Origin of the sequence: Lactonifactor longoviformis DSM 17459 (genome assembly GCF_900129135.1) — a bacterium.
In the GTDB taxonomy this organism is placed as follows: domain Bacteria; phylum Bacillota; class Clostridia; order Lachnospirales; family Lachnospiraceae; genus Lactonifactor; species Lactonifactor longoviformis.
On record NZ_FQVI01000016.1, the window covers coordinates 13,216 to 27,009 of the forward strand.

At 45.2% G+C, this 13,794-nt stretch carries 13 protein-coding genes; 5 read left to right on the forward strand and 8 right to left on the reverse strand.

Going from position 1 to position 13,794, the window contains the following annotated elements; genetic code table 11:
• Positions 1-249: 249 nt before the first annotated feature.
• Positions 250-504, forward strand: a complete 255-nt coding sequence (locus BUA56_RS14250) for a hypothetical protein (RefSeq protein ID WP_072852905.1) — start codon at positions 250-252, stop codon at positions 502-504.
• Between the two features lie 63 nt (positions 505-567).
• Here BUA56_RS14250 and BUA56_RS14255 read toward each other — a convergent pair whose 3' ends face one another.
• Positions 568-2,061, reverse strand: coding sequence for a PucR family transcriptional regulator (locus BUA56_RS14255; protein WP_207650940.1), 1,494 nt, complete (start codon positions 2,059-2,061; stop codon positions 568-570).
• A gap of 194 nt (positions 2,062-2,255) precedes the next feature.
• On the opposite strand from BUA56_RS14255, the gene BUA56_RS14260 reads away from it, so the two are divergent.
• Together BUA56_RS14260 and BUA56_RS14265 are read left to right on the forward strand one after the other, a co-directional pair.
• The gene (locus BUA56_RS14260; RefSeq protein ID WP_072852909.1) at positions 2,256-3,224 is read left to right on the forward strand and encodes a uroporphyrinogen decarboxylase family protein; all 969 of its coding nucleotides are present in this window, start codon (positions 2,256-2,258) and stop codon (positions 3,222-3,224) included.
• On the forward strand, positions 3,221-3,691 hold the full coding sequence (locus tag BUA56_RS14265) for a hypothetical protein (RefSeq protein WP_072852911.1): 471 nt from the start codon (positions 3,221-3,223) through the stop codon (positions 3,689-3,691). Before BUA56_RS14260 ends, BUA56_RS14265 begins: the two co-directional genes overlap by 4 nt.
• Positions 3,692-3,711: 20 nt before the next feature.
• Here BUA56_RS14265 and BUA56_RS14270 read toward each other — a convergent pair whose 3' ends face one another.
• The 3 genes from BUA56_RS14270 to BUA56_RS14280 form a co-directional block, all read right to left on the reverse strand.
• On the reverse strand, positions 3,712-4,308 hold the full coding sequence (locus BUA56_RS14270; RefSeq protein WP_072852913.1) for a S24/S26 family peptidase: 597 nt from the start codon (positions 4,306-4,308) through the stop codon (positions 3,712-3,714).
• Positions 4,309-4,409: 101 nt separating this feature from the next.
• On the reverse strand, positions 4,410-4,937 hold the full coding sequence (locus BUA56_RS14275) for a hypothetical protein (RefSeq protein ID WP_072852915.1): 528 nt from the start codon (positions 4,935-4,937) through the stop codon (positions 4,410-4,412).
• Positions 4,938-5,053: 116 nt separating this feature from the next.
• Complete coding sequence (locus tag BUA56_RS14280; RefSeq protein WP_072852917.1) at positions 5,054-5,977, reverse strand: LysR family transcriptional regulator; 924 nt, start codon at positions 5,975-5,977, stop codon at positions 5,054-5,056.
• Positions 5,978-6,284: 307 nt separating this feature from the next.
• Between BUA56_RS14280 and BUA56_RS14285 the strand changes: the two genes are divergently transcribed.
• Positions 6,285-7,115, forward strand: coding sequence for a DNA-formamidopyrimidine glycosylase family protein (locus tag BUA56_RS14285; RefSeq protein WP_072852919.1), 831 nt, complete (start codon positions 6,285-6,287; stop codon positions 7,113-7,115).
• Here BUA56_RS14285 and BUA56_RS14290 read toward each other — a convergent pair.
• On the reverse strand, positions 7,097-8,860 hold the full coding sequence (locus BUA56_RS14290) for a DUF7836 family putative zinc-binding protein (protein WP_072852921.1): 1,764 nt from the start codon (positions 8,858-8,860) through the stop codon (positions 7,097-7,099). The two genes, BUA56_RS14285 and BUA56_RS14290, sit on opposite strands and share 19 nt — an antisense overlap.
• A 265-nt stretch (positions 8,861-9,125) precedes the next feature.
• On the opposite strand from BUA56_RS14290, the gene BUA56_RS14300 reads away from it, so the two are divergent.
• Positions 9,126-9,620: a CarD family transcriptional regulator gene (locus BUA56_RS14300; RefSeq protein WP_072852925.1), complete on the forward strand. Its 495-nt coding sequence runs from the start codon at positions 9,126-9,128 to the stop codon at positions 9,618-9,620.
• A gap of 38 nt (positions 9,621-9,658) precedes the next feature.
• On the opposite strand, the gene BUA56_RS14305 is transcribed toward BUA56_RS14300, so the two are convergent.
• The 3 genes from BUA56_RS14305 to BUA56_RS14320 form a co-directional block, all read right to left on the reverse strand.
• Complete coding sequence (locus tag BUA56_RS14305; protein WP_072852927.1) at positions 9,659-10,465, reverse strand: class I SAM-dependent methyltransferase; 807 nt, start codon at positions 10,463-10,465, stop codon at positions 9,659-9,661.
• 31 nt (positions 10,466-10,496) lie between these two features.
• The gene (locus tag BUA56_RS14310) at positions 10,497-11,084 is read right to left on the reverse strand and encodes a TetR/AcrR family transcriptional regulator (RefSeq protein WP_072852929.1); all 588 of its coding nucleotides are present in this window, start codon (positions 11,082-11,084) and stop codon (positions 10,497-10,499) included.
• Between the two features lie 183 nt (positions 11,085-11,267).
• Positions 11,268-13,688: an N-acetylmuramoyl-L-alanine amidase family protein gene (locus BUA56_RS14320; protein WP_072852933.1), complete on the reverse strand. Its 2,421-nt coding sequence runs from the start codon at positions 13,686-13,688 to the stop codon at positions 11,268-11,270.
• Positions 13,689-13,794: the final 106 nt, after the last annotated feature.

Here is a 13,794-nt window from a genome sequence, read left to right on the forward strand (position 1 = left end):
ATAAGCTGGGTTTATAAGATTAGTATTCCCCGGATGGGCGTTTTGCAGAATGAGTCAATCGCTGTCTGGCAACAGACATCATAACATAATCAGAGGTAAGCAGCAGGAAAAAAAACAGGGAGTGATATACATGGACAACTTGATAGAAGTATGCGGCCGGAAGACCGGATGCGGGAGAGAACAGCGGGATGAAACAGCGGTTAAAGATACAGCTGCCAAAAGAGAAATGATTTGCCGGGAGGAAGGGTAATGGAGAAAAAAGAAAGAACACAGGAGCTTTTGGAAGTGATTGCAGGGAGAGTGGGATGCGGCTTTCTGTCAGACTTGCACCAGTCTTGGGAACTGCCCTGTATCCAGCATGTGATCCGGGGGCTGGATGCACGGGAATACGATTTGCGGGAGTGGAAGGACGCAGTGCAGTACATTACAGGGGAACAAAGAGAGTTTGAAACGGCAGAGCAGGCGGCGGAATTTCTTGGGGAGTATTCGCTGTATCGGGGCTAACGCCCGGAGGACAGCATAGGGAAGGGTAGGCTCAGATGAGCCACATCCTTCCCTTTCTTTTATCTATGCCGGATTTTCCAGGATATACAGAGCCAGCATAAGCAAAAGCCTTGTCTCGTGTTTCTCCAAAGTAACTCCCAGAATTTCCTTTATTCGTTCCAGCTTATATAGTAGGGTGTTTCGGTGCATGTACAGTCGTTTAGCTGTTTCACTGATATTCATATTGCATTCCAGATATGTTTTTAATATATGTACATAGTGGTTGTCCTTTTTGCGGTCATACTTTATTAACTGAACCAGACCTTCCGGACAGAGTACGGTGGGTTCCATATCTTGATAAATCTTTGCCGCCATATATTTTAAAGCGTAGTTTTCAAAGCGGAAATACCAGAAGGAAGGATCCGATTGCACCCCTGTCTGCAGAGCTATGGAAGCCTGCTTATAGTAATTATATAATTGTTTGAAATCATTAAACGGGGTGCTGATGCCTGCCTTAAGAAGATTATCCCGAAGAACAGGCAGCAGTGTTTTCAGATGTTCGTCCCTTGTCAAACCTGATACCGTTAAATTGAAGAGGAAGATTAAAGAATCCTCATGGATTAAAAAACAGTTGCTTTTTGTGATGCTGCTGATTGTGACCGCTAACATGTGCAGTGAATTTCTGCTGTGATCATATTCCGGCAGTTTGGCAGTGAGACAAAAGTATTCATGCTGCGGCTCCCACTCAAGAAACTGCAGCGCGGATACAATAGTGGCGTCTTTAACATGCTCCCCGCAGATAAGCCTGGAAAGCGTACGGTCTATGTATCGGGAATGTGCACCGTAGAGCGCAGGATTATGCAGCAGAAACTGCCGGATGTGCTCTGTGAGTACCATGACAAGTGCCATATCTCTTTCATCCAGCGGTTTGTGCACCTCAAGGACAATGATCCTTCCAATATGGGAATGCTGGATGATAATATCCTGCATAATAGCAGGGAGAGTAAGGGTGTCCCGTTTGATGTACATGGGACGGACTGCCAGGGTATCAAGTACATTTTCCAGTTTTAAATTCAGTAAATGATCCATGCTCATATACCCGTTTTCATCCACGGATGGAAAACTGTCAGGCAGGTTATATCGCGACGAATCCGCTACAGCAAATACACAGTTTAATGTTTTTTGGTTATAGAACTGAATGGGATTATCGAATATTTTCAGGGAGAGTTTTCCGAATTCGCTGAGGCTGCATTGTTTCATAGAGGCAAGGTACAGCTGGTTTTCCCATTGCTGATAGTAAGCGAAGAGTTCCTGCAGTCTGACCAGCAGCTCTTCGGGCGGAACGTTTGGGTGAATGATAAGGCAGTTGCAGGAGGAACAGACAATATCCGGAGGCTGCTGCAGGAATAGAAAAGACAGAATGCCGGTTTCCGGAGGTTTTTTCATGTTTTGCTTTTGGGTTACAAGATATAAAACAGTAGGATCAAGGGGCCTTCCTTCCTGATAAAAGCAGGGATAACGCAGATTGCGTATATCGTAGGAAGTAAGGAAATGAGATTTCAGACAAATATCTTTCATATCGGAGGCAATTATTTGCAGGTTAAGCTCCATAAGGGCTCCTTTCCAAAGTTCGTATAAAATGCCGAATTATAGAATGAATCTTGTGCTTTCTAAATGTAGGATACTACCATTATAGTTGATATAATTTGAGTAATCAAGTTACTGTTAAAAACAATAATTGGTACAAAATAAGCATGAAAGGAGTCAGAAATATGACTGCAAGAGAGAACGCATTGGAAGTGCTGCATTGGGGAAAGCCGGAATACGTGCCGCTGTCAACAGATGCAATTCAACTGGTTGGAATGATCCCCGGAGATTTTGACGGACCGATGAAGGGAGGAAAGGATTTATTTGGCGTTCCGTGGGTAGAGAGCAGGGAGGGCGCAATGGTAGCTTCCGGCTTTACCCTTTTTGACGATATCTGTGAGTGGGAAAAGTATATAAAACGTCCGGACCTGAGTGTGTATGACTTTAAACGTTTTGCTGAAATGGAATATGGCATGATAGATTCCTCTAACAAGGTCAGAACTTTGTTTTGTCAGAACGGATTATTTATGCGTCTGGTAAATACTATGGGGTTTATGGAGGGATTGATTGCCATCGCCAGTGAACCGGAACGATGCATGGATTTATTTGAATACCTGACGGAGTATGTGATTGATTATATGGGCAGGGCAATTGATGCCTATAACCCGGATATGGTAACTTATTTTGAAGACATTGCCACATCGAGTTCTTTGTTCATATCGCTGGATACTTACCGCAAGGTGTTAAAGCCATTTCACAAAAGGATTGTAGAGTATGTACATTCCCGGGGCCTGATTTTTCAGATGCATACCTGCGGTAAATGCGAGGACGTTCTGAATGATTACGTTGATATAGGGGTACAGGCCTGGCACAGTGCGCAGATTTCTAATAACATTGAAAAAATACTGCAGGATTATAAGGGGCGTATTGTTGTGGAAGGGGGATGGGATTCCCAGGGAGAACCGAGCTTTATCACAGCGACAGAAGAGACAGTGAGAGCGGAAACAAGACGCTGTATGGATACCTATGGTAGATATCCAGGTTTTATATTATGTCCGGTGATGTTTAACGAGAGGGGAAACAGCGTACTTGTAGGAGATGATCGTTTAGCGTTCATAGAAGATGAATGGAAGAAATATAGGAGTAACGGATGACGAAGACGACAAAAGTTGTAAATAATTTATTTATGAATATTCCTATGACCATTGTTTTCTGCTGGTTTGTGCAGCAGCTGGCCATTTGGAGCGGGGCAGCCCCGGCGTTTGACTGGAAATCTTTCTTTTTAAATCTTCCCATTGGATATGTGACGGGGTTTTTCATTGGTTTGATCTTTCCCAGCGTACCCTGGGGCATGCGGTTTGCCAGCGCATGCGGCGCAAAAGAAGGAAGCTGGAAATATAACGCACTGGTGAACCTGATTGTAAATACCGTTAATACAACGGCGCTGATTATTGTCATGACTTATGTGAATGTATGTCTGTTTGGTCATGCGCCGCTGCAGGCTTTGATACCGGGCATTCTTGACTGCTATGTGCCTGTTTGGATTGTGGCCTATTTTGTCAGTTATTTTACAAAACCGATTTGCCTGAAGCTTGCACAAAAGTGTATGAAGGCGATATAGGTACATATTGGGCGGGCAGACTACGAGACTCTCTTGTTATCGGTCTTTTCAGTGATTTCCTGTTCCTGGGACTCTGCGCACTGGGCTGCCTTCTCTTCCCGATCAAACTTTGCCCACAGGATATGGTAGATGATGGAGATAATCATGATAAGTCCAAGCTCCAGCAATGCAAAGGGGCTTTGCAGAAACTGGACATACCTGCCCGCGTAGGGGATATGGAACACATAGGTGCCCAGGAGGTCTTCCCGGTAGGTAGCGTAGTCGTCATAGCGGTCAGCGTTCTCCGCCTGGGTGTAGTACCGCTCTCTGCCGGTGTCGTCTACTTCCTTTTTCTTAAAATAGTGGGTGAACACAGCGTCCTTGCCCAGTCGGTTGACATGAAAGGAGATAATGGTATCCGGAGGGATCTCCTGATCCTTATCAATTGTTTTATCCAAAACCAGGGAACCCACGGGTATAGTGGGTTCCATACTGTCGGTGAGAACCACAAAGGTCTGGTAGCCGACAAAATCTTTTAATTGGTCTGGGAAAAAGTGCATTCCCACTATGTAGAGGATGAGCAGAGCGGCAATGATGCCGAATGCAGTATTCCATATGTGCTTGAGGGCCTTTTTCATGTCAGATCTCCTGTGCTAAGATTATTTACTAACTATATCTTATAAAGAAAAATACCATCATTAGATGGTATTTTTCTTTATAAGTGTCTGATTTACAAAAGTTAAGAAGCCGGTGTTGACTTTACAGACAAGGTTCCCGTAATTTGAACATTCAATACAGTTCCGTCATTGGCAGCATTTATTACGTCCGAACTGGCATCTTCTACAGGAGTGAGCGATACAGAATATGTATTAATGGCCTCTGGATTAGGATCGGTATTGTCTGTTACTACAGCGTCACCTTTTTTAATAGCTATAGTAAATTGATTGGTAACGTCAGTTGCAGATTCGCCTGTTCCTATTGTAACCTTAGGGTCTAATTTTAATTGCGTATTTTCTACATTGTTGTTCGCTACATTGAACGTAACATCTGAAGCTTCGTAAGTATTTTCGACTCCCAATGTGCGGGTGCCAGCACTATATGCAGTTCCTCCTTCAGCGGAAACTGTAATTGGCTTTTGCAGGGTTAAGTTACCAGAAGTATTATCACTCAGAGTATCCCATACCGCAAATGATCCCGCTGTCGTTACAACAATTGCCGCAGCTGTCAAAATACCTAATAACTGTTTTTTCCCTAATTTTTTAAACATATGTAGTCCTCCTAGACATTCTTTTTTTAATCTGTCTTCATTATACTGGAGGAATTTAGTCTTGACTAATGCTTGTTTCTCATGTCTCAGCGATAAATGGGGGTTATCGCGGATCCCTAAGGAGTATCTCCGTAATTATCCTGAATGATCTCCAGGAATTCTTCCGCCTGTTTTGACAAAATTTCTTTTTTTCGCTTCACCCAGAGAAGCTTCTTTTCCAAATCTTCGCAGTAATCCAGAAGGATACTGGCGATATGCCCTTTCCCAAGCTCTTCGATCTGCCACTTTCCACCGAAGATAAAGGCGTCTGTGCGTTTAATTAGATTGACAATTCCGTGATAATTATTAATTACAATTGTTTTTTCAAAATCACTTAATCGAATCTCACCCAGCGAGATAAGCTGATTAATATTAGCAAAGTAGTCAGCCGGCAGATGTACATAGGTAAAGGGGAGAAGATCTTTTGGATTCATATGTGCTGCCTGATAAAAAGGGTTTTGCGTCCCTACGTGAACGTAGTAAGGGCTGGAGGCAATTTCATGCAGCTCCAGTTCTTTGATATCGCAGATTTTCTTTAGTATTGCCAGCTGCTTGGTATTCACAACGATTATCCCCACCTCTGACGTCAGGCCGGCTACATGCTCCAGGACTCGTTCTACGGATGTCTCATGTATGGATATATTTGCATGTCTGGTCTGCAGATTCTGATAAAAATGCAGCATTATTTCATCCTTTAATACGATGTTTCCAACAGAAACAGCCATTTTATTTTGCTCAAATTCCTTATCTTTCATCTTCAAAGATTCTATTTCATTCATCTGGCTTATCACGGAATGGGCATAAAAATAGAGACTTTCCCCGATTGTGGTCAGAGTAACTCCGTGATTTGTGCGGACAAATAATTTAGTGCCCATCTCGTCCTCAAGGCTCTGCATGGCCCGTGTCAGGTTAGGCTGTGTGACATAGAGCCGGTCAGCTGCTTTTCTCATGCTTTTTTGTTCGGCTATCTCAACAAAATATTTTAAAAATTTTAACTCCATTGGTATTCTCCGGTTCGCCTTTAGAGGGACAGGCATATTCTATTTATATTTAAGGTGTGCCTGAGACACACATGTATCCATTCTACCTTTTTATTAGAGGATAAGCAAGTAATTCTGCTATTTAGGTGTGACGTAAAAATGTATCAGAAAACGGGATTTGTAATTATGGATGAAAACGAGGAAGAATATATAATGCTTTGCCGTTTGCAATAATTTGAGACAACTTACATGGAACTGTAAAGGGTACATACAGTTGTCATGGTTTCTATGTTAGAATGGGATCAAAGACATAAAGGAGAGAGAAGTTATGATAGAATTACCGGAATCCATCACCTATGCCAGTATGCTGAATCAGTATATACTGGGCAAAACTGTAGCAGCTGTCTGTCCCCCGTCCGCGCCGCATAAGTTCTGCTGGTTTCATGGGGATGTGAATGCATACGACAGTTTATTAAAAGGAAAATCAGTGGAGCGTGCGGATGCTTATGGAATCTTTGTTGAGATTACATTTGAGGGAGGGTTATACCTCAATTTCAATGATGGGGTCAATGTACGGCTTCTTGAGGAAGGGGAAAAACCGCCGAAGAAATATCAGCTTCTGATCGCGTTTGATGACGGAAGCGCACTTGTATTTACCGTTGCCATGTACGGGGGGATTGCCTGCCATCAGGGAGAGTTCGATAATGAATATTATCTGAAAAACCGGGCCGGGATTACGCCCCTTGACCCGGGGTTCACGGAAGAATATTTTCTGAAGCTTGCTGAGTCGGTGAAGCCGAATACCAGTGCAAAGGCTTTTCTGGCTACGCAGCAGAGGTTCCTCGGGCTGGGAAACGGCACGCTTCAGGATATCCTGTTTTACGCAGGCATCCACCCCAAGAGAAAGCTGGTGACACTTTCCCGGGAGGAGCTGCTGGGACTGCTTGCCAGTGTGAAAAAGATTTTGGGGGAGATGGCAGAGAAAGGAGGCCGGGATACGGAGAAAAATCTGCTGGGACAGACCGGCGGGTATGCCACTGTTATGTCCAGAAACACGCAGACCAGCGGCTGTCCTCGCTGCGGAGGGCAGATTGTGAAAGAAAGCTATATGGGCGGGTCTGTGTATTACTGTCCGGATTGTCAGCCGCTGGTTAAGTAGGGGCGGGAAGGCTGCCCGTTCTTTTTCCTGCACTCCGGACAACGGTTTTCCGGAAGACATTTCTGCAGGCTGTTGGGAGAGCGCAGAAAGGAATGGTGCTGGGGACATTTCCACCAGACAGGCTTGTTGGATTTCAGGGTGACATCCTCAGGAGTCAGGCCGTGATTTTTTTCTGTATCCCACAGACTGGCCAGATCCGGATTCAGGGAAGCCAGTGAGGTCTCAGGGGCGGTTTTGCGGTGGCTGCAGTAAGGGCATCCGCTTTTTCGGGGGCCGGTGCGGCTGTAGATCATAGCAGGCCACTCATGCCCCCGGGCACATCTCCACCACACGTTCTTTTCCGTACCCGGCAGAACCTGTTCCGGTGTCAGGCTGCCGTTCTTTTCATAGTTCCATTCCTCGGCAATCTCAGGCCGCCGGGCGGCCAGGCTGTTAGAATCACAAACCTTGTAGTTGGAACAATAGCTGCAGCCGGAACCGTGCTGTGTCCGGTTTATGACAGAAGCCTCATACTCTCTTTTGCAGTCCGGACATTTCCACCATACTTTTTTGCCGCTGCCCGCCGGCACCGTATCCGGATCTTCTTTGTTTTGCTGGCTCCACTCCCGTGCCAGCTGGGGATATCGCACAGCCAGGGAACGCTTTTTTCTCTCGTGATAGTATTTCCGCTCAATTTCCCAGTGATCTTTCTTGTGATTGGGTGTGACGGCTATGTCTGTAAGAAGAGAAAGCAGATAGGAAATGCCCTGATCCAGATAATCGTCCTGTTCGCTCCAGGGGTAAGTGATCACATGATCGGCATAGTGAATCCCCTCTGTGAGTTCTTTCGAGTCCCGTATCCGTATCATGCGATACCCTTCTTTTTGCACAAGGAAATCCTTGCGCCGTGCTCTTTCTTCTGCCGCGGCGGAACTGTGAAAGTAGTAACCGTCATGCTCTATCACAATTTTTTCTTCCGGCAGCAGCAGGTCCAGAATATACCTGTCGCGGAACGGAACCTCACAGGCACAGCCGGGAAATATTTGGGACAGATAGTAGAAGATGGCTCTTGAGGCATATGAAATGCGGAACTGCCTGGAACACTGGGGACATCCCCGAAGAAGCGCTGTCCGGTTGCTGATTTTATCTGTCCAGATGTGGGAGGGGTTAAACTCGCAGGTCCACCATACTTTTTCCTGGCTGAAGGGATGGAAGTCAGATGGCTTTTTCCCCTCATTTTTCACATAATTCCACTGGAAGGCAACGTCAGGATACAGGATTTCCAGATTGTAGGTGGGGCAGACCCGCTGGCCGCTGCAGTAAGGGCAGATTTCTCCGCCATTTTTCCGGCACCGTTCTGCGGATCGGACCTGTTCCTTGATTATGTTGGTCCAGGTATGCCCTTTTCTGCAGCGCCAGTGGACTGATGCATGGCTTTTGGGGGTGTAGAGCGTGGGAGGCTCTGTGTTGCGGGATTCGTCCCAATACCGGAGAAGTTCGGGAAAGGCTTCTGCCAGGTTATAAAAGCTGCTGGCCTTTCTGTGGCTGCAGTAGGGGCAGTCATATTTTCTGCCCGGGCGTGTGAGATGGTTGGGTGTGGTGTGCCACTGCAGGCTGCATACCGGACACTGCAGTGTGATGTCCTTTCCCGCGGAGCTTCCCAGCTGATCCGCCGGTATGGAGTTGCCGCCCAGCTGGTAGAACTGGAGAAGCTGCTGTTCCTGGTTCCTGACACACCAGTCCTGAAACGTGATTTTTGCTTTCATAGGATGTCCTCTTCTGTTACGGATTTTCTTACTATAAAACTTTATCGTATTACGGGGAATTTGTCAAAATGTGGAATCAATATCCTTTTTACAGTGCGGGTATGCTGCCGTTTCCGCCCGCTGTTCCGGCTGATGAACATTTTGATAGAAATTTCTGAAAAAATGTGTTATAATGATAAAGTAACCGGCTGTTTTGATAGCATTGCAATGCTTATGAAAACAGTTTTTCCCTTTTTGGGACTTTTAAGAAAGCAAGGTGTTTATATTGTTTAAAGTCAATGATTTTGTAGTATATGGAGACAGAGGCGTATATAGGATTGCCAGTATCGGCCAGTTGGACTTTCTGGATTCCAATGAGAAATATTATAGTCTGGAGCCGGCCTGCAGTGACGGCAGCACGATCTATGTGAAAACATCCAGCAATAAGATTTCTATGCGTAACCTGATCAGCAGACAAAAAGCTGAGAGTTATTTGTCTGAACTTAGGGATCTGGACAGTTTATATGATAAGGACAGCAGAGCCAGAGACAGAGAGTATCAGGGTGTTCTGAAAAGCAGCGAGTGCGGCGGCTGTTTTCGTATGCTCAAAGGAATTAAGCAGGAAGAACACAGAAGATTAGCGATAGGCAAGAAACTGAATGCAGATGATGATAAGAACCTGAAACGGGTGGAAAAAATACTCTTGGGTGAACTGGCGGTAGTATTTAACAGCTCAGTGGATCAGGTGAAGGAAAAGATGTCTGTGCTGTATGAGAATTAGAGAAACTTTTTTATAAAGGATCAAAAAAGGACTGTTGCTCAGTCCTTTTTTTGATCCTTACGGAAGATGTCTATTGCATGACTTGTGATACCCAGCAGATCTTGCCGCTCACAGGTGGCAAGATGGTAGTTCAGAAATAATCGGAAAGTATCTTCGTCCATGGCGTCTACCGCTTCACGCATAAACAAGGCACAGCCATCTGCGGCTACGTAGTGCAGACGAGATACAGGAAATGCAGCCATTAAATCGTCGATGTTTTCTTTCCTTACAAGTTCAAATAAATCCTTTGGCTGTGACTGTGCGGCAAACGTTTTAGGGTCAAGCAGGCCATTTTTGATATAATCGGCGACACTGATGGTGCCGCGTTTGAAGCCTTCGTCAAGAAGACATCCATCGGATATGACATAAGCGGCAAAGATTACACCGCCTGGTTTGGTTACGCGGATGGCCTCGCTGAGAGCCTGCTTTTTATCTTTTGTATTGTAAAGATGGTACAGCGGACCAAGCAGCAGCGTAATGTCATAGGCATTGTCTGCAAAGGCTGATAAATCCATGGCGTTTCCCTGCCGGATGGTTATGTTTTCTTCGGGTTTTGTATTTTTGCGGAAAATCTCTATGTTATGTTCTACCAATTCCACAGCGTCAACGGTATATCCCTGTTCTGCCAGTGCGTGGGAATATCGTCCGGTTGCAGCCCCAATTTCTAGTATGCGATCCCCGGGGATTAGATATTTCTTGATATAATTCATAGTGGTAAAGAATTCTACGGATCCATGCCGGAATGATAATCGTCTTTCTTCGTCGTAATGATTGTAGAAGTCAATTAAATAGTGATTTGTTTCCATTATTCGTTCCTTCCATAAATTTGCAGACAGATTAAACAGATAAACCCCAATCGGGCTTATCTTGCCTTATGAATGCTGTTAGTATATTTGTTACCATTAGTTCAGCATTGTGCTTATCCAAGGACAATTTCTTTGTAGCTGTTAAGACTGCAATGCCATGAGTATAAAGGAATAAATCAAGAAATATAACTTTTGCCCGTTCAAGTTCTACTCCGATGGTTTCCGAAAAAATTTCTGCTCTTTTTTCATTCTCAATTTCATTATAAAAATCATTAGCATCTGTCATGTTCAAATCCATATCATTTATAAACAACAGCTTAAATAGTTGTGTTTCTTCCTGAGCAAATGCAATATAGGAGAGTGGGAGAAGTAAACAGGGACTGACCTTAACAGAATTACTATAATTCCGGACATACTGCTCATAATATTCATATGCATAAACAAGAAAGTCCTTTTTTAATTGTTCCATGTTTTCATAACAAGTAAAAAGCGGCCGCGTAGAGCACTCCAACCGGTTCGCGATGCTTCTCGCGTTTACCGCGTCAAATCCCTTTTCACGTGTAATCTCCAGGACAATATACAGAATCATTTCTTTTATAATTTTTGCTTTAGGCGGCATATAGAATCTCCATGTATGAAATTAAATGTTACGAATGTTACATAACGATTGTTGCATATAGACAGGGAAAAGTCAAGCGAAAAAAGCAGCTGGGGACAAGGCAGGGAGTAAAAAGGGACAGGGCAGATCGATTTTGGGACGTGTTCTTTCTAGAAAGAACACGTCCCAAAATCGAATTTAAGCTTATCTGAACACGATGGAATCAAGGATGGATGAGGCTTCTGCCCTTAATTTCTGAATCTCCTCCTGCTGTTCCTGAGTAAATATACTGATATCTATAGTATCTGAGGTGCTGTTGCCGGATATAAACCATCGTCCTGCATGCTGTCCATGGTTCCTGGTGTTTTCAAGTTCTGTGAGTCCTGCAAGGCTTTCACTTTCACTATTGAAGGCAAAGACATCCAGGATATCAGCGGATATCTCACCTTCTGCAGAGGAAGCGGTCTCATTATACCATATCCCCCAGAAATCTTTTTCTGAATAATAAGCCACTTTGCCGGCCCATGACTCAGGAAGCGTGAGATAGAAGTAGCTGGATACCAAACGCAGGCCGTCCTGCTTGAATTCACTGCCGGAGATGGGGATCCACTGTCCGGATCCGTTTACGTAGAAGCCGTCAGGGGTAAAGCGCGATACATACATGGCACCGGAGCTTCCCACATAGTAATTGCCGATCCAACGGTTTTTTGTCATGGATCCGGAGGAAGTAAGATAATACCAGATGCTGCCGTCTTTGATCCATCCGGTCAACATTTTTCCGCTCTTGTCAGCGTAATACCAGGTGCCGCCGACCTGATACCATCCGGTGGCCATGGCGCCGCTGCCGGTGAGATAATACCAGGTGTTTCCCTGGCGAAGCCATCCGGTCTGCATGGCACCGCCGCTGTTAGCGTAATACCAGGTATTTTTATCCAGATACCATCCGGTGGCCATCGTTCCGTCTGTGCGGAAATAGTACCAGCTGCCCTGCCGGAACCATCCGGTTTTCATGGCGCCGCTGCCGGTAAGGTAATACCAGTTTCTCCCCTGTTTTAACCATCCGGTCTGCATCTTTCCGCTGGAATTGAAGTAGTACCAGGTGCTGCTGTCAAGAAGCCACCCAGTTTTCATGGCACCGCTGCCGGTGAGATAATACCAGGTGCTTCCCTGCTTAAACCACCCGGTCTTCATGGCTCCTGAGGATTCCAGGTAATACCAGGAACCGCCTGTTTGCACCCACCCGGTTTTCATGGCACCGCTGCTGTCCAGGAAGTACCAGGTGCTGCCAAGGTTAAGCCATCCGGTCTGCATGGCTCCCGAACTGTCGAAGTAATACCAGGAACCGTCTATTTTTTGCCATCCGGTCTGCATGGCGCCAACAGAGTTCATATAATACCATTTTCCGTGAAGGTACTGCCATCCTCTGACGCAATAGCCGTCTTTGTTAAAGTAATACCAGGTACTGTCAACGCATTCCCACATATTTATGGGGTAGGTGCCGTCCGGGCGGATATACCGCCGGCCTTTGTTGGTTATCTGCCACGTAACACTGGGTTTTGAGGGTTTTACATATTTTGTATTTAATTCAGCAATGACTGTGGCTCCGGTTGACGTGTTTTCCACATCCAGTATGTAGCCTTTCTTTATATAATCTGTTATAAAGAAAGAATACGGAAGCCAGAAATTATCTGATTCCTTATCACTTGTAAAGTAGTAAGTATTTTCTTCGTAGGAAAGAGAGACAGAAGCCTGCAGTGCTTTTTCGTTTTCCCCATTGAATACACTGATGACAGTACTGGAAGGCAAGGAATCTGAGGGCTCATATAGAGAATATCCTCCATAGGTATTTCCATAGGGGTCTTTGAGCGTACCGATCCCGTTGTTATAAATCATGGTAATGGTGGAAGAGAGCTGCAGCTGGGGGAGCGTATAATAAGCAGTATCCCCGGACTCTCCGGCTGCAGGAAACTCTGTTACAAGATTGTTCCGTCCGTCCTCTCCGGTGACAAAAGACAGTGGTTCTGTCTCTTCATAGCACTCCATTTCCTCTGCAGAGATGTCTGGTACATAACTGCCCGGGTATTTACCCAGGGCAATGGGACTCTCTGTTTTAAGTGTAATACCGGGCCACGGTTCGCCATTTCTTTCTGCCTCGAACTGCAGTGTTCTCACTGCTTTGCCGGTACGGCTTTCAGGTATGTAAGAGTCATCCGAATAATCATAGGTAACTTCTTCAGAAGTAAGATCTGTCGTGTAATGAAAGACCAAAACCAGATCTTGATCCGGGGCGGTACCGGATATATCACCGGTGGTAAATGTCCAGCCCTCCTGGGTGACAGGGGCAAAATAATAAGGTGAACCTGCTGCTATTTTCACATCAGCAAAATAAAACCTCTCCCCGCCGGAGGTTTCGGCAAAATCTCTGTCAAATACCAGCGTATTGCCGTCACTGCAGGTAACCGAATCCTGAATAGTAAGACTGTGGACATTCTCCGCACTGATTTGCGCACCTGCATGTGCCGGCGCAGAGCCTGCCAGAACAGGAACCGCCCATAGAACAGCCAGGAAGACTGCGGCAGTGAATGCCAGATACAGCGTTTTCATGTGTTGTCTTTTTCTTTTCATAAAATCCCCCTTTTCGATACAAGATCTGCAGATGATATTGCAGACAGTATAATGTGGTATAAATAAATTGTTCGATTAAAATATACCTTACCTATATGTATATAGA